Here is a 19,561-nt window from a genome sequence, read left to right as displayed (position 1 = left end):
GAAAGAACTCGGCCCGGCGGCCATCATAGGACAGGGTTGCGAGGGCCTCAATCAGCGGCAGGTCGCCGCGCTTCTCGCCATAGCCGGATTCCATGCCCCAGACCGCGACGACCACTTCCTTATCCACGCCATAGGTGGCTTCGATCTGCGCCAGCACGCCCGCATGTTGGGCCAGCATGGCGCGGCCATTGGCCACCCGCTTCTCCGAAACGGCGGTTTCCAGATATTCCCACAGCGATTTGGTGAACTCCGCCTGGTTCTGCGAGCGCTGGATCACCGTGGGGTTATAGACCACCTCGGCAAAGGCGGCGTTATAGGTCGCCGGGCTGATCCCCGCTGCCATGGCGCGCGGGCGGAAGGCCTCGATCCAGGCGTTCAGCCCGGCAACCTTGGCGGGATCGGGCGATTGGTCGCGGCCATATTTGATCACGGTGGGGCTGTTTCCTGATTGCGAGACGGCACCGCCACCGCCCATGCAGGCGCCAAGCGCGGCCATCAGGGCGAGGGAGAGGAAGGGGTTCACAAGACGCATCAATCTGCCCTTTGCGGCTGGGTCTGGTTCTGCTCTGGCACCAGTCTAGCGCCAAGCGGGCGGGCGGGGAAGGCGGCATGCCGCCGATGCGCGAAGCGGCGCCATCTGCCTGCCCTTTCCCTTGCCCTGCTGGGCCAAACCCGCTATAGCGCGGCCATCCTGAAAGACTCGGGCCCGGTTTCCGGGTCGTTTCGCTTTGGATCGACCAAAGACCGGCGGAGCCAACCGCATGGCCAGAAAACACGAGAAAAGGACCAACTGCATATGTGCGCTAAAGCATCCATGGACGAATTCGAAGCCCTTCTGAAGGAAAGCTTCGAGATTGACACCCCCGAAGAGGGCACGGTTGTCAAAGGCCGCGTCATCGCCATCGAGGCGGGTCAGGCCATCATCGACGTCGGCTACAAGATGGAAGGCCGCGTCGACCTGAAAGAATTCGCAAACCCCGGCGAAGCCCCGTCGATCAACGTGGGCGACGAAGTCGAGGTCTATCTGGACCGCGTCGAGAATGCCCGTGGCGAAGCCGTCATCTCGCGTGACAAGGCCCGCCGCGAAGAGGCATGGGACCGTCTGGAAAAAGCATACGCCAACGAGACCCGCGTCGAAGGCGCGATCTTCGGCCGCGTCAAGGGTGGCTTCACCGTCGATCTGGGCGGCGCTGTGGCGTTCCTTCCGGGTTCGCAAGTGGACGTGCGCCCCGTGCGCGACGCCGGCCCGCTGATGGGCATCAAGCAGCCCTTCCAGATCCTGAAAATGGACCGTCGCCGTGGCAACATCGTTGTCTCGCGTCGCGCCATCCTGGAAGAATCGCGCGCCGAACAGCGTGCCGAAGTCATCTCCAACCTGACCGAAGGTCAGACCGTGGATGGCGTGGTCAAGAACATCACCGAATACGGTGCCTTCGTTGACCTGGGCGGCGTGGACGGCCTGCTGCACGTCACCGACATGGCCTGGCGCCGCGTCAACCACCCGTCGGAGATCCTGTCGATCGGCGAGACCGTCAAGGTCCAGGTCATCAAGATCAACAAGGACACTCACCGCATCAGCCTCGGCATGAAGCAGCTCCAGTCCGATCCGTGGGATGCCGTGGAACGCGCCTACCCGCTGGGATCGGTCCACAAGGGCCGCGTCACCAACATCACCGATTACGGCGCCTTCGTGGAGCTGGAAGCCGGTGTCGAGGGTCTGGTTCACGTCTCGGAAATGTCCTGGACCAAGAAGAACGTCCACCCCGGCAAGATCGTCTCGACCTCGCAGGAAGTCGACGTCATGGTGCTGGAAATCGACAGCGCCAAGCGCCGCGTGTCGCTGGGCCTCAAGCAGACCCAACGCAACCCGTGGGAAGTCTTCGCCGAGCGTAACCCGGTGGGTTCGACCATCGAGGGCGAAGTCAAGAACATCACCGAATTCGGTCTGTTCATCGGTCTGGAAAACGACATCGACGGCATGGTTCACCTGTCCGACCTGTCGTGGGACAAGCGCGGCGAAGAAGCCATCCAGGAATACCGCAAGGGCGACGTGGTCAAGGCCGCCGTCACCGAAGTGGATATCGAGAAAGAGCGTATCTCGCTCTCGATCAAGAACCTGGGCGAAGACACCTTCTCCGACGCGGTTGATGGCGTGAAGCGTGGCGGCGTCGTCACCTGCACCGTCACCGCGATCGAAGAGGGCGGCATCGAGGTCGAATACAACGGCATGAAAGCCTTCATCCGTCGCTCGGATCTGGCCCGTGACCGTGCCGACCAGCGCCCCGAGCGTTTCCAGGTTGGCGACAAGGTGGATGCCCGCGTGACCAACGTGGACAGCAAAACCCGCCGTCTGGGCCTGTCGATCAAGGCCAAGGAAATCGCCGAAGAGAAAGAAGCGGTGGAGCAATATGGCTCGTCCGATTCGGGTGCTTCGCTGGGCGACATCCTCGGCGCGGCCCTCAAAGGCTCGGATCGCGGCTGATCTCGGCCCCCTGATTGTTGACGCAGGCCCCGTCTTTTGGCGGGGCCTGTGGCTTTTGCGGCAGGTTTTCGCCATGCTGCGGTGCCAAGTGACCGCGATTGCAGGCTTTTTCTTTTGTGCGGCAAAATTTCCCCGTTATAGTCCAAGGGCATAAAAATGTGGGCTGCTGCCATATGCCCCGGGGGAGAGACTGCGGATGATCCGTTCCGAACTCATTCAGAAAATCGCGGATGCCAATCCGCATCTCACGCAACGCCATGTCGAGCGGATCGTGAACACTGTCTTTGAAGAAATCATCGAGGCGCTGGCCAAGGGCGACCGGGTCGAGCTGCGCGGTTTCGGCGCCTTCTCGGTGAAAGAACGCGAGGCCCGCACCGGCCGCAACCCGCGCACCGGCGAGGCGGTCGAGGTGGATGACAAGCGCGTGCCCTTCTTCAAAACCGGCAAGCTGCTGCGCGACCGGCTGAACGGCAAGGCCTGAGAGGGCGGCGGCGATGCTGAAATACCTGCGCTATCTGGTCTTGCTGGCCATCGGTCTGTGCCTGCTGACGGTGGCGCTGGCCAATCGCGCCCCGGTCACGCTGAAGGCCCTGCCCGAGGATCTGGCAGGGCTGGCCGCCGCGCAATGGCAGGTGGAACTGCCCTTGTTCGTGGTGATCTTTGGCGGGGTGGCCATCGGCCTTCTCATCGGCTTTGTCTGGGAATGGCTGCGCGAGCATCGCCACCGCTCCACCGCCAGCAGCAAGACCCGCGAGGCCGCGCGCTTGCAGCGCGAGCTGGCGGCGATGCGCGATGCCAAGGGCACGCCGCAGGATGATGTGCTGGCGCTCCTGGAAAAGAAGGCCTGAGCCATGGCGGAGATTCGCGTGAAAATCTGCGGGCTGCGCAGCCCGCAGGACATTGCCGCCGTCGCCGGGGCGGGGGCGGCCTATGCCGGTTTCGTGTTCTTTCCCAAAAGCCCGCGCCATGTGACGCTGGAACAGGCCCGCGCCATGGCCTTTGCCGCGCCGGTGGGGCTGGCCAAGGTGGCGCTGGTGGTCGATGCGTCTGATGCCGCGCTGGACGAGATCGTGGAAGCCGTGCCGCTCGACATGCTGCAACTGCATGGCCATGAAAGCCCCGACCGCGTGGCGGCGATCCGCGCCCGCTATGGCCTGCCGGTGATGAAGGCCGTGGGCGTGGCGGATGAGGGCGATCTGGCCGCGATCTTTGACTATTCGACCGTGGCGGATCAGCTGCTGATCGACGCCAAGCCGCCCAAACATGCCGATCTGCCGGGGGGCAACGGCCTTTCCTTCGATTGGCGGCTGGTGGCGCAGCGGCGCTGGCTCAGGCCCTGGATGCTGGCCGGCGGCCTGACGCCCGAGAATGTGGCCGAGGCGATCCGCCTGACCAATGCGCGGCAGGTCGATGTCTCCTCTGGCGTCGAAAGCGCGCCGGGGGTGAAAGACCCGGCCCGCATCGCGGCCTTCACCCGCGCCGCCCATCTGGGCGCGCAGGGCGATGGCGTGCCGCGATGGTGATCTTCCGCGCGGCCCGCCGCGCCGATGTTCCCGCCATCATGGCGCTGCTGACCGATGATCCGCTGGGGCAGGGGCGCGAAACTGCGGAGCTCGCGCCCTATCTGGCCGCCTTTGACCGGCTGGCGGCCAATCCGATGCACCAGCTGATCGTGGGCGATCTGGCGGGCCGGGTGGTTGCCACCTGCCAGCTGACGATCCTGCACGGCTTGTCGCGCCAGGGCATGACCCGCGCGCTGGTCGAGGCGGTGCGCGTGGCCCCCGATCTGCGCAGCACCGGCATCGGTGCCGCCCTGATGGCCGAGGTCGAGGCTCGCGCCCGTGCCGCAGGCGCCGCGATGATCCAGCTGACCACCGACAAATCCCGCCTGCGCGCCCATGCCTTCTATGACCGGCTGGGGTATGAACCCTCTCATCTGGGCTACAAGAAGGCGCTGTAACCGCCACAGTGCCGCAAATCCGCGCCCATCTGCCGCCTGTGGATTTGACAATCCGCCGCGCTGCGGCAAGGCTGGTGAAAACACTGAATGCGAGCAGGCCGATGCAGCTCTACCTCCCGATTGCCGAGGTTGCGGTCAACGCCTATGCGTTGGTCGGGATCGGCGGGCTTGTGGGGTTTCTGTCGGGCCTGTTCGGCGTGGGCGGTGGCTTTCTGATCACACCCTTGCTGATCTTCATCGGCGTGCCGCCCGGCGTGGCGGTGGCGACCGGCTCCAATCAGGTGGTGGCCTCTTCGATCTCCGGCGTGCTGGCGCAGTTCAAGCGCAAGGCGGTGGATATCCGCATGGGCGTGGTGCTGCTTTGCGGCGGCCTGATCGGCTCGGGGATCGGCATCTGGGTCTTTGCCCGGCTTACGGCCATCGGGCAGGTCGATCTGTTCGTCTCGCTGGCCTATGTGGTGTTTCTGGGCATTGTCGGCGCCATGATGATGCAGGAAAGCCTGCGGGCGCTGTGGCGGGCGCGGCAGGCGGGCGGCGTGGTGGTGCGCCGGGCGCATGTGCATACCTGGGCGCATGGCATGCCCTTCAAGGTGAAGTTCCGCACATCCGGCCTTTATATCAGCGTCTTGCCGCCCTTGATGATCGGCGCCTTTGTGGGCTTCCTGTCGGCGGTGATGGGCGTGGGCGGCGGCTTCATCATGGTGCCCGCCATGATCTACCTGCTGGGCATGCCCACCAAGGTCGTCATCGGCACCTCGCTGTTCCAGATCATCTTCACCACCGCTTTCACCACCGTCGCCCATGCCGTCACCAGCCAATCGGTCGACATCCTGCTGGCCGTGCTGCTGATCCTGGGCGGGGTGATCGGCGCGCAATTCGGCGCGCGCTTCGGCGTGCGGCTGAAAGCCGAGCAATTGCGCATCCTGCTGGCCGGGCTGGTGCTGTTGGTCTGTTTCAAGGTCGGCCTCGATCTGGTGCTGACGCCCTCGGAACTCTATTCCGTCACCCTTGCGGGGCGGCTGCCATGATCCGCGCGCTTGCCCTTGCCCTCGCCCTGCTGCCCCTGCCCGCCGGGGCGGAAAGCATCGTGGCGGGCCTGTCGCAATCCTCGGTCTCGATCACCGCCGATTATGCCGGGTCGGAAATCCTGATCTATGGCGCGGTGAAGCGCGAGGCCCCCATCGCGCCGGGCCGCAGCCTGCGCGTGGTGATCACGGTAGAGGGGCCGGACCTGCCGGTGGTGGTGCGCCGCAAGGACCGCATCGGGCCGATCTGGGCCAATACCGACCGGCTCCGCCCCGGCCCGGTGCCCAGCTTCTATGCGGTGGCCAGCTCTGCCCCGCTGGACGAGGCGCTGACCCCCGAGGAAGACCTGCGCCATGGCGTGACGCTGGCGCGGGTGCTGCGCAGCGAAGAGCCAACCTCGCAGCCCTTCATGGATGCGATCCTGCGCATCGGCACCGCCGAAGGGCGCTATTTCACGCAGGAAAACAGCATTGCCCTGACCGAGGAAACCCTGTTCCGCACCGATGTGGCCCTGCCCGCCGCGCTGACCGAGGGCAATTACACCGTGCGCCTGTTCCTCACCCGCGAGGGCGAGGTGCTGGATACCGTCAAGCGCACGATCTGGGTGCGCAAGGCCGGGCTGGAGCGCTTCATCTATGAGAACGCGCATCAGCAACCGCTGCTGTACGGCCTGGCCTCGCTGCTGATCGCGGGCTTTGCCGGTTGGGCGGCCTCGGCCCTGTTCCAGCGCATGCGCTGGTGACAGGGCGCGCTCGATTTTTCGACGAAAAATCGCCCCCCGCTCAATCGACAAGCCCGCGCGAGACCCGGGGCCACAGCCAGCCCAGCGTCAGCCCGCGCGCCGCGTTCAGCCCCATCAGCGCGGCCCAAAGCCCGTGATTGCCCCAAACAGGCAGCAGCAGCGCAAGGCTCGCCGCGTAAAGCGCGACGCAGAACACCATCGCATTGCGCATCGCCCGGGTGGCGGTGGCGCCGATGAACACGCCGTCCCAGATCCAGCTGGCCACCCCGATCAGCGGCGCCGCCATCAGCCAGGGCAGATAGGCCCGCGCCTCGGCCCGCACCTCGGGCGCGCTGCTCATCAGATCAATGATTTGCGGACCCGCCAGCGCGAAGGCCAAAGCCAGCGCCGCCGCCCCGGCAAAGCCCCAGTGGAAGGCCAGCCGCACCGCCTGATGCAGGCTGTCCCGTGCCCGCGCGCCGACCGCTTGCCCCACCAGCGCCTCTGCCGCGAAGGCAAAGCCATCCAGCGCATAGGCGGTGATTTCCAGAAACTGCATCAGCACCTGATTGGCGGCCAGCGTCACATCGCCCCTCCCGGCGCCCAGCAGCAGGAAGGCGGTGAAGCTGCCTTGCAGCAGCACCGAGCGGATCATGATGTCGCCGTTCACGCTGGCCATCCGCCGCAGCGCCGCCGCGTCCCACAGCCGCGCGCCCGCCAGCCGCAGCCCGTCACGGCAGAGCCACAGCCCCAGCCCGAGGCCGCTCCATTCCGCGATCAGCGTGGCCGCCGCCACCCCCGGCACGCCCCAACCCAAGCCCAGCACGAACCACAGATCGAGGCCGATATTCAGCCCGTTCATCCACAGCTGCAAGAGCAGCACGCCCCGCGTACGCTCCAGCGCGATCAGCCAGCCGGTGATGGCATAAAGCGCGATGGTGGCGGGTGCGCCCCAGATCCGCAGCGCCAGATAGCTGCGCGCCAGCCGCTCCACCTCGGTCGAGGCGGGGGCCAACCGGAACGCCGCCCAGAAGATCGCCGCCTGCGCCGCCACCAGCACCAGCCCGGCGGCCAGCCCGATCAGCAGCGCCCGGATCAGCACCGCATTGCGCAGCCCCACATCACCCGCGCCATGGGCCTGCGCCGCAAGCCCGGTGGTGCCCATGCGCAGAAAGCCGAAAATCCAGTAGAAACTGGCCAGCACCACCGCGCCCAGCCCCACCGCCCCGATGGGCGCGGCCAGCCCCATTTGCCCCACCACCGCCGTATCCACCGCGCCCAACAAGGGCACCGTGGCGTTGGAAATCACGATGGGCGCCGCGATCCGCAGCACCCGGCGATGCGTCAGGGGCGGCGGCAGGGTCGGGGGCAAGGCCGGCGTCGGGGCCGGAGCCAGCTCCGCCATCTCAATCGGTCTTGTCCGGCATCAGGAAATGCCCGGTCGCCTGTGCAAACAGCCGCGAGCGGTTGTCCTGCCAGGCCTCGACATGCACGCTGGCATAGCGCCGCCCCGAGCGGTTCACCCGCGCCCGCGCATAGGCATCGCGCGGCAGGCCGGATCGCAGATAATCCACGGTGAAATCAATCGTCTTGGGCAGGCGCGGGAAGGGCGCGCCCTCGGCGCTCGGGTCGATCCGCCCGGCCTCCATATCCTCCCACAGCATCACCCAGGCCAGCTCGATGATCGCCGTCACCTCCAGAAAGGCCGCGGTCGCCCCGCCATGCAGCGCCGGGATCATCGGATTGCCGATCAGCATGTCCTGAAACGGCAGCACCGCGGTCAGCTCGTCGCCGCGCCGGTCGAACTGGATGCCGAGGAAACCGATATAGGGCACGCCCTCGACCAGACGCCGCAGCATCGCATCGCGCCGCCCCTTCACCACCTGCACAGGTTCCGGCTTCTGACGCTCGCTCATGCCTGCACTCCCCGACGGTCAAAGGTAAAGGCCCCCGTGGCCGTGGCCACCGGGCGGGCCTCATCCTCGTCGGTCGCCGTCACCCGCACGAAAGCCACGCTGCGCGTCACATGGTAACATTCCGCCCGCGCCCGGATGCGCTGCCCCGGCGTGGCCGGGCGCATGTAATCAATCCGCAGATCAATGGTGGCCGTGGTCCCGGGCGAGGCCGGATGCCCCATCACCGCCGCGCCCGAGGCCGTATCCATCAGGGCCGACACCGCGCCGCCATGAATAACCCCGGTCAGCGGGTCACCGACAAAGCGCGTATCATAGGCCATCGCCAGCGTGGCGCGGCCCGCGCCGAACGCCTCCATCTCCATGCCAAGCGCCCTCGCATGGGGCAGCGCCTGAATGAAGGCGCGCGCACGATCCAGCAAATCTGCCATTCTCTCCCTCCGCCTCGGGGCCCATTGCGGGCATCTGACACGCCCCCCGCGCGCCTCGCAAGCCGCAACGCGGCGAAACCATTGCGAAACCTGTGCATTCCCCGTTACTCTGCCCGCAGCAGGAGGGCCGGGCATGAGCGACATTCGTCTGAGTTTCAAGGAAATGTGTGCGAAGTTCGAGGTCACGCCCCGCACCTTGCGCTATTACGAATATATCGAGCTGCTGGCCCCCGAAAAGGAAGGCCGCGCCCGCTTTTACGGCCCGCGCGAGATTGCCCGCATGACGCTGGTGCTGCGCGGGCGGCGCTTTGGCTTCAGCCTTGAGGAAATCCGGCAATGGCTGCTGATCTATCAGCAAAAGGGCACCAAGCCGCAGCTGGAGGCCTGGATCGCCATGGCCGACCGCCAGCTGGCCGAACTGGCCCGCCAGAAGGCCGAGCTGGAAAGCTCGATCACCGATCTGGAGGCCCTGCGTGAAACCGCGCTCACCCAGCTCAATACGCTTTGAACCCCGGAATTCCGGGGCGATTTGCCGAAAAACCGCCTGACGCAGCGTCAGATAATTGCGCCATTTGAAGCAGATTTTTCCTGACATTACGTCATTTCCGATCTGACGCGACGTTCTGTTTACGTCAACGTAAGACTCTCTGGTATCCCATGGGCTGACCTCACATCTTTGACGCAGAGTAACCCTGCGAGAGCTGTTCCATGCCCGACCGTAACCCGTCCGATCTGTCTGACGCCCTGACCATCCGCGAGATGTGCGACGCCTTCGAGGTCACGCCGCGCACGCTGCGGTTCTATGAACAGAAAGAGCTTCTGTTTCCGATCCGTCAGGGCACCAAACGCCTGTTCACCCGCCGCGACCGCGCGCGGCTGAAACTGATCCTGCGCGGCAAGCGCTTCGGTTTCAGCCTCGAGGACATCCGGCAACTGCTCGACATGTATGACCGCGAACCCGGCCAGCAAGAGGCGCAGCTCAGCCGCACCTATGCGCTGGCGCAGGACCGCCTCGCCGCGATGGAGGCACAGCGCGACGAGCTGAACGAGGCGATTGCCGACCTCAAGGCCCAGATGGCCTGGGGCAACGAGATGCTGGCCACGCTGCGCAAGGGCAAGGCCTGACGACCCATAGACCACCCAATTTTGCGGGCCGCGCGCCCGCCGCAGACATCAGAGGGAGAGACTGATGACCCGCTACACCGCCCCCGTGAAGGACATGCAATTCCTGTTGCAGGACGTGCTGAAAGTGACCGAGGCCGGGATTCCCGGCTATGAAGATCTGGATGCCGGCTTCACCGCTGCGGTGCTGGAGGAGGCGGGCAAGGTGGCCTCGGATGTGCTGGAGCCGCTGAACAGCGTGGGCGACCAGATCGGCTGCGTGCTGGAAAATGGCGTGGTGCGCACGCCCGATGGCTTCAAACCCGCCTTCGCCGCGATGAAAGAGGGCGGCTGGACCGCGCTCGATTGCGACCCCGATTATGGCGGGCAGGGCCTGCCCTATGTCATGGGCACGGCCGTGGGCGAGATTTTTGTCAGCGCGAACATGGCCTTCAACATGTATCAGGGCCTGACCCACGGCGCCTATTCCGCGATCCATGCCCATGGCACGGCAGAGCAGAAAGCCACCTATCTGCCCAAGATGGTCTCCTGCGACTGGACCGGCACGATGAACCTGACCGAGCCGCATTGCGGCACCGATCTGGGCCTGTTGCGCACCAAGGCCGAACCGCAGGCCGATGGCAGCTACAAGATCACCGGCCAGAAGATCTTCATCTCGGCGGGCGAACATGATCTGGCCGAAAACATCATCCATCTGGTGCTGGCCAAGGCCCCCGGTGGCGGCGAAGGAACCAAGGGCATCTCGCTGTTCATCGTGCCGAAATTCATGGTCAATGCCGATGGCAGCTTGGGCGCCCGCAACCCGGTCTCGGTCGGCAAGATCGAAGACAAGATGGGCATTCACGGCAATGCCACCTGCGTGCTGAACTATGACGGCGCCACCGGCTTCCTGCTGGGCGAGCTGCACAAGGGCATGCGCGCCATGTTCACCATGATGAACGAGGCGCGGCTGGGCGTCGGCCTGCAAGGCTATGCCGTGGCCGAAGCCGCCTATCAGAACGCGCTCGATTACGCCAAGGACCGCCTGCAAGGCCGCGATGTCACCGGCGTCAAGAACACCACCGGTCCCGCCGATCCGCTGATCGTGCATCCGGACATCCGCCGCAACCTGATGGATCAGAAAAGCTTCGTCGAGGGCGCCCGCGCGCTGACCTTCTGGGGCGCGTCGCTGATCGACCGCCACCGCCGCATGGATGATGCGGCGGCGGATGGCCTGATCGGCCTGCTGACCCCGGTGATCAAGGGCTTCCAGACCGACAAGGGCTTTGACATGGCGGTGCAGGCCCAGCAGATCTACGGCGGCCATGGCTATATCGAAGAATGGGGCATGAGCCAGTTCGTGCGCGATGCCCGGATCGCCATGATCTATGAAGGCGCCAATGGCGTGCAGGCGCTGGACCTCGTGGGCCGCAAACTCGCCACCGATGGCGGCAAGCATGTGATGGCATTTTTCGAGATGGTGAAGGCCGAATGCAAGGCGCATGACAGCGACGACCGCATGAAACCCTTCACCGAGGCGCTGAAACTGGCCTCCAAACAGATGCAGCAAGCAGGCATGTTCTTCATGCAGAATGGCATGAAGAACCCCAATGCCGCGCTGGCGGGCAGCTATGATTTCATGCATCTGATGGGCCATGTCTGCCTCGGCCTGATGTGGACCCGCATGGCCAAAGCCGCCCTCACCGCGCTGGACGCAGGGGCCGCCGATAAAACCTTCTACGAGACAAAGATCGCCACCGGGCGCTATTACATGGCGCGCCACATGCCGGCCTGCGCCCTGCACCTCGCTCGCATCGAAACCGGCGCCGATCCGGTGATGGCGCTGGCCGCCGAGGCGTTCTAATGTGGCGGGGTGCGATTTTTCTCCGAAAAATCGCGCCCCAGCCAACCGGAGACGCCCTATGCCCCGCCGCTTTCGCCTGACCCGCCGCTTCCCCGTCGCCATGACCGAAGACGGCTATCGCCGCCTGCGCGCCTTCGCCCATGAGGCCGGTCTGGATGAGGGCGAGGCGCTGTCTTTCCTGTTTGAAAATTGGACCAGCGTGATCGACCATGACACGATGACCCACCGCCTGCGCCTGTTCAACGCCGAGCTGGAAGATCGCAAGCGCTGAGCCTGTGGCTGGCTGCGGACGCCTTCGGCGGGAGGATATTTAGGGCCAAGATGAAATGCAGGTCCACACCGTTCCGCGGCCCGCCTTGGCTATGCGTATGGCAGAACGGGGCTTCACCTTGGGCGGTCATCGGCTTCCCAGCCTGTACCGCCCCACCAATGAACCCGCATAAAGTTAAGATTTGGTTATTCATCTTGGCCCAAATATCCTGCGGGGGTGTGGGGGCGCAAAGCCCCCACCTCGGTTGATTACAGGGAGCTGACCCATGACATTCACCCTCCATTGCTTTGGCGAATCCGGGCACAGCTACAAGGTCGCCCTGATGCTGCGCCTGGCCGGGTTCGACTGGCAGCCGCGCTTTGTGGATTTCTTCGGCGGCGAGGCGCGCAGCCCTGCTTTCCGCGCGCTGAACCCGATGGGCGAATGCCCGGTCTTGCAGGAGGGCGACGCGGTGCTGACCCAATCCGGCATGGTCCTGTTCCATCTTGCCGACCGGTCCGGCCAGTTCGGCGGCACCACGCCCGAGGCGCGCGATGAGGTGCTGCGCTGGATCCTGTGGGACAATCACAAATTCTCGGCCCAGATCGGCACATGCCGCTTCCTGATGAATTTCCTGCCCGAAGCCAAGCGCCCGGCCGAGGTGATCGCTTTCACCCAAGGCCGCATCCGTGCCGCCTGTCAGGTGCTGGAGGCCCATTTGGCCCGCCGCGACTGGGTGGCGGACAGCGCCCCCACCATCGCCGATTTCTCTTGCTGTTCCTACCTTTACTACCCAGAACCCTTCGGCTTTGACCGTGCCGAATGGCCTGCCATCGACCGTTGGCTTTCCCGCATTTCCGCCCTGCCGGGCTGGGCGCATCCCTATGATCTCATGCCCGGAAACCCGGCGGATCGCGCGGCGGCAAAGTGACGTGACGTGAGGGTCACGTCACCCTTTTCGCGACGTGACGGCATTTACACTTTGGGCAGGAAGCCCTGTTAGGCTGCCCGCAGATCGACTGGGAGGATACGATGACCGAAGCCTTTATCTATGACGCGATCCGCAGCCCGCGCGGCAAGGGGCGCCCGGATGGCGCGTTGCATGAGGTGACCTCGGTTGCCCTTTCGGCGCAGATGCTGAACGGGTTGAAGGCGCGCAACGGGCTGGAGGGCCATGCGGTCGAGGATGTGATCTGGGGCAATGTCACCCAGGTGGGCGAGCAGGGCGGCTGCCTGGCGCGCTCGGCCGTGCTGGCCTCCGATCTCGATCAGGCGATTCCCGGCCTGGCGATCAACCGCTTCTGCGCCTCGGGGATGGAGGCGGTGAACATCGCCGCCAATCAGGTGAAGGGCGGGGCAGGGGCCGCCTACATCGCCGGCGGGGTGGAGATGATGAGCCGCGTTGCCATGGGCAGTGATGGCGCGGCCATTGCGGTCGATCCCGCGCTGGCGCTGAAAACCTATTTCGTGCCGCAGGGCATCAGCGCCGACATCATCGCCACCGAATATGGTTTCACCCGCGATATGGCCGATGCCCTGGCCGTGGAAAGCCAGCACCGCGCGGCGGCGGCCTGGGCCGACAACCGCTTTGCCAAATCCATCGTGCCGGTCACCGATCGCAACGGCCTGACCATTCTGGCCCATGATGAATACATGCGCCCCGGCACCGATCTGGCGGCGCTTTCCGGCCTCAAGCCCGCTTTCAAGGATATGGGCGAGACGATGCCGGGCTTCGACAAGATCGCCCTGATGAAATACCCGCATCTGGAGCGGATCGAGCATATCCACCACGCGGGCAACAGCTCGGGCATCGTGGATGGCGCGGCGGCGGTGCTGATCGGCAATGCCGATTTCGGCCGCGCCCATGGCTTGACCCCGCGCGCCCGCATCCGTGCCACCGCCAAGATCGGCACCGATCCGACCATCATGCTCACCGGCCCGGTCCCGGTCACCGCGAAAATCCTGCGCGACAGCGGCATGACCATTGGCGACATCGACCTGTTCGAGGTGAACGAGGCCTTCGCCTCGGTCGTCCTGCGCTTCCAGCAAGCCTTCGACGTGGACCCCGCGCGGGTCAACGCCAATGGCGGCTCCATCGCCATGGGGCACCCGCTGGGCGCCACCGGCGCCATCATCATCGGCACCCTGCTGGATGAGCTGGAGCGGACCGGCAAATCCACCGGCCTCGCCACGCTTTGCATCGCCAGCGGCATGGGGGCTGCCACGATCATTGAGCGGGTCTGACCATGTGCCGGGCCATGGGTTGCAATCAGGGGTTGATTCTTGCAAGTTGTGCCAGAGTGGCGCAGAATGCAAATCATCCCCGGCTGATGGCGCCGGGACTGGAAAGGCCCCGCGATGTTCAGCCGGATGCAGGCTCTGCTGACCGACCTGACCCTTTGCTTCGAGCGCGGGGATTTTGCGGGCGTGATCGGGCATTACGATTTTCCGCTGCCGCTGGAGCTGGAAGACCGCAAGCTGCTGATGACGCGCCCGTCAGAGCTGGAGGCCTTGCTGCGCGAATTGCTGGCAAAGCGGCGGCGCGCGCGCTTCGCCTCTACCCGGGCCGAGATCATGGCGCTGGAACTGCCACGCCGCGCGCGGTTTCGCGCCTGGGTGCGCTATCACCACATGGATGCGGCGGGCAGCGTGATCGACCATTCCGACCGCATCTTCCATTGCCGGGATCGCGGGCGCCGTCTGCTGATCGAGGCGCTGGAGGTGACCCGCATGCCCCATGCCGATACCGCAGGCTGGGTGACCATGCGGCGTATTTCGGCCTGAGGGCGCGGGCGCCCGGCCAGGGGGGCGCATGATGCCAAAACTTGATCTGAGCCAGATGCCGATGAAAACCGGCTCCATCTACCCCGAACCCTATGCAGGCATGATGCAGGGCCGCAGCAGCCTCCGGCTGGGCGAGGCCGGCGGGCTTACGCAATTCGGCGTCAATCTGGTGACGCTGCAACCCGGCGCCCTCTCCTCGCTGCGGCATTGGCACCTGAACGAGGATGAATTCGTCATGGTGACGGCGGGCGAATGCGTCATGGTCACCGATGCCGGCGAAACGCTGATGCGGGCGGGCGATTGCGCCGCCTTCCCGGCAGGCCGCGCCGATGGCCACCATTTCCTGAACCGCAGCGCCGCGCCTGCGGTGTTTCTGGTGGTCGGCACCAAGGCCCCGCGTGAGGTGGCAACCTATGCCGATGTTGACCTCCGGGTCGAGATCGAGGGCGGCAAGGCCCGCTTCACCTATCGCGATGGCAGCGATTGGGAGGGCCCGCGCTGATGCCCAAACTCGCGCGCCCGCCCTTCGCCACCGAGGAGGACCACCAGCACCCGATTCTCGGCGGTGGCATCGGGACCTATCACTATCAACTGCTCTCCGACCCCGGCGGCCTGACCCAGTTCGGCGCCTTCATCGAGGAATTGCCGCCCGGCTCCACCTCTGGCCGCCGCCATTGGCACGCGACCGAGGATGAGATGATCCTGATGCTTTCGGGCGAGGTGGTGCTGGTGGAGGACGAGGAGACCCCCCTGCACCCCGGCGACGTTGCCTGCTGGCCCGCCGGAGCGCCGATCGGCCACCGGCTCGACAACCGGTCGCAGGCGCCCGCGCGCTATCTGGTGATCGGCACCCGCAACCGGCAGGACACCATCCATTACACCGATCACGACCTGATCACGATCAAGGACGGCCCGGCCCGGCACTATCTGCACCGCGACGGCAGCCCCTACCCGACAGACTGAACCCGCCACATTCATCTTGGCACAAATATCCCGCGGGGGTGCGGGGGCGCGAAGCCCCCGCGGCAACCGCACCCGAGAGGAGGACGCAATGACCGATTTCACCTATGCCGTCGATGCCGATGGCGTCGCCACCATCACCTGGGATGTGGCCGCGAAAAGCATGAATGTCATGTCGCTGGAGGGCTTTGCCCTGCTCGACCGCCATATCGACACCGCCTTGGCCGATCCTGCCGTGAAAGGGGTGATCGTCACCTCCGGCAAGAAGGATTTCGCGGGCGGGATGGATCTGAACGTCATCGCGCAGATGCGGGCCGGGGGGGCGCAGGCGATCTTTGATGGCGTGATGCAGATGCATGCCGTGCTGCGCAAGATCGAGCGCGCGGGCATGGACCCGAAAACCCTGAAGGGCGGCAAACCCATCGTGGCCGCGCTGCCCGGCACCGCTTTGGGCATCGGTCTGGAACTGCCGCTCTCTTGCCACCGCATCATCGCCGCCGATAATCCCAAGGCCAAGATCGGCCTGCCGGAAATCATGGTCGGCATCTTCCCCGGCGCGGGCGGCACCACCCGCCTGGTCCGCAAGCTCGGCGCCATGATGGCCGCACCCTTCCTGCTGGAAGGCAAGCTCAGCGATCCGCAAAAGGCCAAAGCCGCCGGCATCATCGACGAGGTCGTCGCCCCCGAGGCGCTGCTGGCGCGGGCGAAAGAGTGGGTTCTGGCCGCCAAGGAGGCCGATCTGGTGAAGCCCTGGGATGCCAAGGGCTACAAGATGCCCGGCGGCGCGCCCTATCACGCGGCGGGTTTCATGACCTTCGTGGGCGCCTCGGCCATGGTCAATGGCAAGACCCAAGGTGTCTATCCGGCGGCCAAGGCGCTGCTTTCGGCGGTCTATGAAGGCGCGCTGGTGCCCTTCGACACCGCCCTGAAGATCGAGGCGCGGCAATTCACCTCCGTGCTGATGAACCCCTCGGCCAGCGCCATGATCCGGTCACTGTTCATCAACAAGGAGGCGCTGGAAAAAGGCGCCAACCGCCCGCAAGTCGCCGATCAGACCGTGCAGCGCGTCGGCATCATCGGCGCGGGCATGATGGGCGCGGGCATTGCCTATGTCTCGGCCCTTGCCGGGATCGAGGTCGTCCTGATCGACGCCACTCCCGAGGCCGCCGACCGGGGCCGCGCCCATTCCGAGGGCCTGCTCGACAAGGGCATGAAGCGCGGCAAGGTCACGGCTGCGAAAAAGGCCGAAGTGCTGGCCCGCATCACCGCCACCACCGATTACGCCGCCCTCGCAGGCTGCGACCTGATCGTCGAGGCGGTGTTTGAAGACCCGAAGGTCAAGGCCGAGGTCACTGCCCGCGTCGAGGCCGCCATCCCCGCCGATTGCATCTTCGCCACCAATACCTCCACCCTGCCGATCACCAGCCTCGCCCAAGCCAGCACCCGCCCCGAGCAGTTCATCGGCATTCACTTCTTCTCGCCGGTCGACAAGATGAACCTGGTGGAGATCATCAAGGGCCGCGCCACCGGCGACCGCGCCGTCGCCAAGGCGCTGGATTTCGTGCGCCAGATCCGCAAGACCCCCATCGTGGTGAACGACGCCCGCTTCTTCTACGCCAATCGCTGCATCATCCCCTATATCAACGAGGGCATCCGCATGGTCGCCGAAGGGGTGGAACCGGCGCTCATCGAAAACGCCGCACGCCTCGTCGGCATGCCGCTCGGGCCGCTGCAACTGGTCGATGAAACCTCCATCGACCTTGGGGTGAAGATCGCCAAGGCGACCCGCGCCGCCATGGGCGACGCCTACCCGGATGGCGCTGTGGATGCGGTGATCTTCCGCATGGCCGACCTCGGGCGGCTGGGTCGCAAGGCCAATGCGGGCTTCTATGCCTATGATGAGAAAGGCAATCGTCTCGGCCTCTGGGACGGCCTCGCCGCCGAATGGCCGGTGGCCGACACGCAACCCGATCTCGCCACCGTGCAACACCGCCTGCTGATGGCACAGGTGCTGGAGGCCGTGCGCGCGCTGGAAGAGGGCGTGCTGACCGACATCCGCGAGGGCGATGTGGGCGCCATTCTGGGCTGGGGTTTCGCGCCTTGGTCGGGCGGCCCCTTCGGCTGGCTGGATATTCTGGGCCAGGCCCGCGCGGTCGAGATCTGCGACGATCTCACCACCCGCTTCGGTCCGCGCTTCACCGCACCGCAAAGCCTGCGCGACATGGCCGCGAAAGGCACCACCTTCTACCCAAGCGCCGCCCCCGCCACCAAGGCCGCCTGAACCCCAAACCAAACGAAGGGCGCCCCGTCGCGCCCTTCAACCTGATGAAAATATCCTCAGGGGGTGAATGGGCCGAAGGCCCAGAGGGGGCGCGAGCGCCCCCTTTTTCTTGAATCGGGGCCCCCCCCTTACGCCGCCTCCCGCCGTGCCGCGCGGCTGCCCGGCTTGCTGTCGCTCCGCAAAGGCCCGGCCCCCGGCTCGCGCATCAGCTCTTCGATGAACAGGCTCAGCAATTGCGGCCGCCCGCTCACGCCCGCCTTGCGATAAATCGCATTGGTCTGCGCCTTTACCGTGCCCTCCGAGGTCTCGCGCAGCGCCGCGATTTCGGCGGTGGACATGCCCTTGATCGCAAACAGCGCCACATCGCGCTCTGCCGGGGTCAGGCCCCATTCGGCAAAGCGCTCGGCCAGCAAGTCATTGAATTCGCCCGAGGCGCGCCGCAGGCTGGCCTCGGCATGGTTGCGCTCGCCCAGCACCAGCCACAGCGCATAGGCCCCCAGCGCCAGCCCGGTGATCAGGCCGATCGCGGCGCCCAGCTCGATCATTTCGCGCAATTGCCACGAGATCGGCCGGTCGCGCAGCCCCACCACCGAGGACAGGATGTCGAACAAAAACACGGCGGCACACAGCACTTGCAAGGTCATCAGCAGGCCGATGCCAATGGTGCCGCGCGTCAGATATTGGCGCAGCGTCCTGCGCGGGAGGGGGGTCATTCCTGCTCCGTATCAACAGAAGTCTCGTCGCCAATCGTCGTCCCCGGCTCCACCAGATCGACAACCTTGCCGCCATCGCTCTCCGTACGCGTGGCTGTCATGCTGCCCACGGTCGCATTGGTGCCGCCGGTGACCCCCTCGCCCTTGGCCATGCGCGGGATCATCGCCTCATAATCGCGCAGGATCTCGCCCGTGTTCGGGTTGATCACGATCTCGCGCCGCATATCGCCCTGCACGGCATTCACCCGCAGCCGCCCCAGCCAAGTATAGCTGGTCTCGATGCGCTGATAGCCCTGCTCGCGCAGTTGCCGCTTCACGGTTTCCGCCACGCTTTCCGCCAGGGCCGGCCAGGCCAGCGCCAGCATGGTTGCAACTCCCAGCATGATCCTGCGCATCGTCATCTCCAGCCAATCCCTTTCAAACCCAGGCGCCACCCCGCCTTGCGGCAGGGTGGCTGGATGTCAAGCTCCGGGCGGAACCCTCAACCTTTGTGAACCTCTCACCAGAAACGACACTGGGTCAAGCGCCCGGCCTTGCGCATGTCAGTCGCGGCAATGCATCTGGCGCGGGGTCCAGACGCATTCGCCCCCGCTCGTCTCGACCGAGCTGCGGCCCTGCGCCGGGGCGCCCATGCCTTCGCCATCCGCCATGGTCTCGCGGATGCGCGGCTCGATCTCGTCGGGATCGACGCCCAGATCGGTCACGTCATCCACGGTGCCATCCAGCGTCATGGGTTCTTCGACCTGCGGCTCGTCGATCTGCGGCTCATCAACATTGATCCCGTCCCCCGAGCCGCCATCCTCCGAGCCGCCATCGGCCGGCTGGTCCACCGGCTCGCCCGAGCAAGCCTCGCAGAAATCCGGGCTGCCGCCGGTCCACATATCCGGCTCGCCTTCCGGCATCGGATCGACGGCCACTTCCGGCTCGTCCACCGACACCAGACCGCCATCATCCACCGGCGTCTCATCGCCCTCGGCCAGGGCCGGGCCCGCCAGCAGGGCCGAAACCGCCACGCTCACCAACAGCTTGCGCAGGTTTGCAGTCATCATCTCTCAATACTCCACGTCACGTGTGA

The 19,561-nt window shown here is 65.6% G+C and carries 23 protein-coding genes and 1 pseudogene; 17 read left to right on the top strand and 7 right to left on the bottom strand.

The window, feature by feature from the left end:
- Positions 1–475 (bottom strand): lytic transglycosylase domain-containing protein (locus JNN06_RS15855; protein WP_291240563.1); only part of this gene is annotated, 475 nt, incomplete at its 3' end.
- Positions 476–775: 300 nt separating this feature from the next.
- Between JNN06_RS15855 and rpsA the strand changes: the two are divergent.
- The 7 genes and pseudogenes from rpsA to JNN06_RS15820 form a co-directional block, all read left to right on the top strand.
- Positions 776–2,482, top strand: a pseudogene (gene rpsA, locus JNN06_RS15850) (30S ribosomal protein S1); the annotation flags it as partial.
- Positions 2,483–2,678: 196 nt separating this feature from the next.
- Entirely contained in the window at positions 2,679–2,963 is a 285-nt protein-coding gene (ihfB, locus tag JNN06_RS15845) for an integration host factor subunit beta (RefSeq protein ID WP_291240560.1), read from the top strand.
- A gap of 13 nt (positions 2,964–2,976) precedes the next feature.
- Positions 2,977–3,330: a LapA family protein gene (locus JNN06_RS15840; protein WP_366812953.1), complete on the top strand. Its 354-nt coding sequence runs from the start codon at positions 2,977–2,979 to the stop codon at positions 3,328–3,330.
- A gap of 3 nt (positions 3,331–3,333) precedes the next feature.
- A complete protein-coding gene (locus tag JNN06_RS15835) occupies positions 3,334–4,005 on the top strand; it encodes a phosphoribosylanthranilate isomerase (RefSeq protein ID WP_291240559.1) in 672 nt (223 codons plus the stop codon).
- Positions 3,999–4,442, top strand: a complete 444-nt coding sequence (locus JNN06_RS15830) for a GNAT family N-acetyltransferase (protein WP_291240558.1) — start codon at positions 3,999–4,001, stop codon at positions 4,440–4,442. The genes JNN06_RS15835 and JNN06_RS15830 overlap by 7 nt, the downstream gene beginning before the upstream one ends.
- A 101-nt stretch (positions 4,443–4,543) precedes the next feature.
- Positions 4,544–5,470, top strand: a complete 927-nt coding sequence (locus tag JNN06_RS15825) for a sulfite exporter TauE/SafE family protein (RefSeq protein ID WP_291240557.1) — start codon at positions 4,544–4,546, stop codon at positions 5,468–5,470.
- Positions 5,467–6,210, top strand: a complete 744-nt coding sequence (locus JNN06_RS15820; protein ID WP_291240556.1) for a TIGR02186 family protein — start codon at positions 5,467–5,469, stop codon at positions 6,208–6,210. The genes JNN06_RS15825 and JNN06_RS15820 overlap by 4 nt, the downstream gene beginning before the upstream one ends.
- Before the next feature lie 40 nt (positions 6,211–6,250).
- Here JNN06_RS15820 and JNN06_RS15815 read toward each other — a convergent pair whose 3' ends face one another.
- The 3 genes from JNN06_RS15815 to JNN06_RS15805 are packed head-to-tail and all read right to left on the bottom strand — an operon-like array spanning position 6,251 to position 8,533.
- Positions 6,251–7,594 (bottom strand): MATE family efflux transporter, encoded by a 1,344-nt coding sequence (locus JNN06_RS15815; RefSeq protein WP_291240555.1) that lies wholly within the window; start codon positions 7,592–7,594, stop codon positions 6,251–6,253.
- 1 nt (position 7,595) lies between these two features.
- Entirely contained in the window at positions 7,596–8,105 is a 510-nt protein-coding gene (locus JNN06_RS15810; RefSeq protein ID WP_291240554.1) for a PaaI family thioesterase, read from the bottom strand.
- On the bottom strand, positions 8,102–8,533 hold the full coding sequence (locus tag JNN06_RS15805; RefSeq protein ID WP_291240553.1) for a PaaI family thioesterase: 432 nt from the start codon (positions 8,531–8,533) through the stop codon (positions 8,102–8,104). The genes JNN06_RS15810 and JNN06_RS15805 overlap by 4 nt, the downstream gene beginning before the upstream one ends.
- A gap of 133 nt (positions 8,534–8,666) precedes the next feature.
- On the opposite strand from JNN06_RS15805, the gene JNN06_RS15800 reads away from it, so the two are divergent.
- The 10 genes from JNN06_RS15800 to JNN06_RS15755 all read left to right on the top strand — a co-directional run bounded on the left by JNN06_RS15800 (position 8,667) and on the right by JNN06_RS15755 (position 17,773).
- The gene (locus JNN06_RS15800) at positions 8,667–9,041 is read left to right on the top strand and encodes a MerR family DNA-binding transcriptional regulator (protein ID WP_291240552.1); all 375 of its coding nucleotides are present in this window, start codon (positions 8,667–8,669) and stop codon (positions 9,039–9,041) included.
- Between the two features lie 200 nt (positions 9,042–9,241).
- Positions 9,242–9,658: a MerR family DNA-binding transcriptional regulator gene (locus JNN06_RS15795; RefSeq protein ID WP_291240551.1), complete on the top strand. Its 417-nt coding sequence runs from the start codon at positions 9,242–9,244 to the stop codon at positions 9,656–9,658.
- A gap of 64 nt (positions 9,659–9,722) precedes the next feature.
- On the top strand, positions 9,723–11,498 hold the full coding sequence (locus JNN06_RS15790; RefSeq protein WP_291240550.1) for an acyl-CoA dehydrogenase C-terminal domain-containing protein: 1,776 nt from the start codon (positions 9,723–9,725) through the stop codon (positions 11,496–11,498).
- A gap of 58 nt (positions 11,499–11,556) precedes the next feature.
- Positions 11,557–11,769, top strand: a complete 213-nt coding sequence (locus JNN06_RS15785; protein ID WP_291240549.1) for a hypothetical protein — start codon at positions 11,557–11,559, stop codon at positions 11,767–11,769.
- 265 nt (positions 11,770–12,034) lie between these two features.
- Positions 12,035–12,679 (top strand): glutathione S-transferase, encoded by a 645-nt coding sequence (locus JNN06_RS15780; protein WP_291240548.1) that lies wholly within the window; start codon positions 12,035–12,037, stop codon positions 12,677–12,679.
- Positions 12,680–12,780: 101 nt separating this feature from the next.
- Positions 12,781–13,992 carry an acetyl-CoA C-acetyltransferase gene (locus JNN06_RS15775; protein WP_291240547.1) on the top strand — a complete coding sequence of 404 codons (1,212 nt, stop codon included), beginning with the start codon at positions 12,781–12,783 and terminating at the stop codon, positions 13,990–13,992.
- Between the two features lie 114 nt (positions 13,993–14,106).
- Positions 14,107–14,532: a hypothetical protein gene (locus tag JNN06_RS15770; RefSeq protein WP_291240546.1), complete on the top strand. Its 426-nt coding sequence runs from the start codon at positions 14,107–14,109 to the stop codon at positions 14,530–14,532.
- Between the two features lie 31 nt (positions 14,533–14,563).
- Positions 14,564–15,034 carry a cupin domain-containing protein gene (locus JNN06_RS15765; RefSeq protein ID WP_291240545.1) on the top strand — a complete coding sequence of 157 codons (471 nt, stop codon included), beginning with the start codon at positions 14,564–14,566 and terminating at the stop codon, positions 15,032–15,034.
- A complete protein-coding gene (locus tag JNN06_RS15760) occupies positions 15,034–15,495 on the top strand; it encodes a cupin domain-containing protein (protein ID WP_291240544.1) in 462 nt (153 codons plus the stop codon). The genes JNN06_RS15765 and JNN06_RS15760 overlap by 1 nt, the downstream gene beginning before the upstream one ends.
- A gap of 88 nt (positions 15,496–15,583) precedes the next feature.
- Positions 15,584–17,773, top strand: coding sequence for a 3-hydroxyacyl-CoA dehydrogenase NAD-binding domain-containing protein (locus tag JNN06_RS15755; RefSeq protein WP_291240543.1), 2,190 nt, complete (start codon positions 15,584–15,586; stop codon positions 17,771–17,773).
- A gap of 128 nt (positions 17,774–17,901) precedes the next feature.
- Here JNN06_RS15755 and JNN06_RS15750 read toward each other — a convergent pair whose 3' ends face one another.
- From JNN06_RS15750 to JNN06_RS15740, 3 genes are all read right to left on the bottom strand, one after another.
- Entirely contained in the window at positions 17,902–18,486 is a 585-nt protein-coding gene (locus JNN06_RS15750; RefSeq protein ID WP_366812946.1) for a LuxR C-terminal-related transcriptional regulator, read from the bottom strand.
- Positions 18,483–18,881: a hypothetical protein gene (locus JNN06_RS15745; RefSeq protein ID WP_291240542.1), complete on the bottom strand. Its 399-nt coding sequence runs from the start codon at positions 18,879–18,881 to the stop codon at positions 18,483–18,485. The genes JNN06_RS15750 and JNN06_RS15745 overlap by 4 nt, the downstream gene beginning before the upstream one ends.
- A 147-nt stretch (positions 18,882–19,028) precedes the next feature.
- The gene (locus JNN06_RS15740) at positions 19,029–19,532 is read right to left on the bottom strand and encodes a hypothetical protein (protein ID WP_291240541.1); all 504 of its coding nucleotides are present in this window, start codon (positions 19,530–19,532) and stop codon (positions 19,029–19,031) included.
- Positions 19,533–19,561 lie beyond the last annotated feature (29 nt).

Origin of the sequence: Gemmobacter sp., assembly GCF_016792925.1 — a bacterium.
Classification (GTDB): Bacteria; Pseudomonadota; Alphaproteobacteria; order Rhodobacterales; family Rhodobacteraceae; genus Gemmobacter.
The sequence above is the reverse complement of the archived record's forward strand: the minus strand, read 5'-3'. Positions and strand labels throughout refer to the sequence as shown.

What these genes read in the sequence shown, in the direction of transcription:
- JNN06_RS15790 (WP_291240550.1), top strand. Translation starts at nt 9,723, where the DNA reads ATGACCCGCTACACCGCCCCCGTGAAGGACATGCAATTCCTGTTGCAG.
- JNN06_RS15780 (WP_291240548.1), top strand. Translation starts at nt 12,035, where the DNA reads ATGACATTCACCCTCCATTGCTTTGGCGAATCCGGGCACAGCTACAAG.
- JNN06_RS15745 (WP_291240542.1), bottom strand. Translation starts at nt 18,881, where the DNA reads ATGCGCAGGATCATGCTGGGAGTTGCAACCATGCTGGCGCTGGCCTGG.
- JNN06_RS15775 (WP_291240547.1), top strand. Translation starts at nt 12,781, where the DNA reads ATGACCGAAGCCTTTATCTATGACGCGATCCGCAGCCCGCGCGGCAAG.
- JNN06_RS15840 (WP_366812953.1), top strand. Translation starts at nt 2,977, where the DNA reads ATGCTGAAATACCTGCGCTATCTGGTCTTGCTGGCCATCGGTCTGTGC.
- JNN06_RS15835 (WP_291240559.1), top strand. Translation starts at nt 3,334, where the DNA reads ATGGCGGAGATTCGCGTGAAAATCTGCGGGCTGCGCAGCCCGCAGGAC.
- JNN06_RS15755 (WP_291240543.1), top strand. Translation starts at nt 15,584, where the DNA reads ATGACCGATTTCACCTATGCCGTCGATGCCGATGGCGTCGCCACCATC.
- JNN06_RS15785 (WP_291240549.1), top strand. Translation starts at nt 11,557, where the DNA reads ATGCCCCGCCGCTTTCGCCTGACCCGCCGCTTCCCCGTCGCCATGACC.
- JNN06_RS15825 (WP_291240557.1), top strand. Translation starts at nt 4,544, where the DNA reads ATGCAGCTCTACCTCCCGATTGCCGAGGTTGCGGTCAACGCCTATGCG.
- JNN06_RS15830 (WP_291240558.1), top strand. Translation starts at nt 3,999, where the DNA reads ATGGTGATCTTCCGCGCGGCCCGCCGCGCCGATGTTCCCGCCATCATG.
- JNN06_RS15795 (WP_291240551.1), top strand. Translation starts at nt 9,242, where the DNA reads ATGCCCGACCGTAACCCGTCCGATCTGTCTGACGCCCTGACCATCCGC.
- JNN06_RS15765 (WP_291240545.1), top strand. Translation starts at nt 14,564, where the DNA reads ATGCCAAAACTTGATCTGAGCCAGATGCCGATGAAAACCGGCTCCATC.
- JNN06_RS15740 (WP_291240541.1), bottom strand. Translation starts at nt 19,532, where the DNA reads ATGACTGCAAACCTGCGCAAGCTGTTGGTGAGCGTGGCGGTTTCGGCC.
- JNN06_RS15820 (WP_291240556.1), top strand. Translation starts at nt 5,467, where the DNA reads ATGATCCGCGCGCTTGCCCTTGCCCTCGCCCTGCTGCCCCTGCCCGCC.
- JNN06_RS15760 (WP_291240544.1), top strand. Translation starts at nt 15,034, where the DNA reads ATGCCCAAACTCGCGCGCCCGCCCTTCGCCACCGAGGAGGACCACCAG.
- ihfB (WP_291240560.1), top strand. Translation starts at nt 2,679, where the DNA reads ATGATCCGTTCCGAACTCATTCAGAAAATCGCGGATGCCAATCCGCAT.
- JNN06_RS15750 (WP_366812946.1), bottom strand. Translation starts at nt 18,486, where the DNA reads ATGACCCCCCTCCCGCGCAGGACGCTGCGCCAATATCTGACGCGCGGC.
- JNN06_RS15815 (WP_291240555.1), bottom strand. Translation starts at nt 7,594, where the DNA reads ATGGCGGAGCTGGCTCCGGCCCCGACGCCGGCCTTGCCCCCGACCCTG.
- JNN06_RS15770 (WP_291240546.1), top strand. Translation starts at nt 14,107, where the DNA reads ATGTTCAGCCGGATGCAGGCTCTGCTGACCGACCTGACCCTTTGCTTC.
- JNN06_RS15800 (WP_291240552.1), top strand. Translation starts at nt 8,667, where the DNA reads ATGAGCGACATTCGTCTGAGTTTCAAGGAAATGTGTGCGAAGTTCGAG.
- JNN06_RS15810 (WP_291240554.1), bottom strand. Translation starts at nt 8,105, where the DNA reads ATGAGCGAGCGTCAGAAGCCGGAACCTGTGCAGGTGGTGAAGGGGCGG.
- JNN06_RS15805 (WP_291240553.1), bottom strand. Translation starts at nt 8,533, where the DNA reads ATGGCAGATTTGCTGGATCGTGCGCGCGCCTTCATTCAGGCGCTGCCC.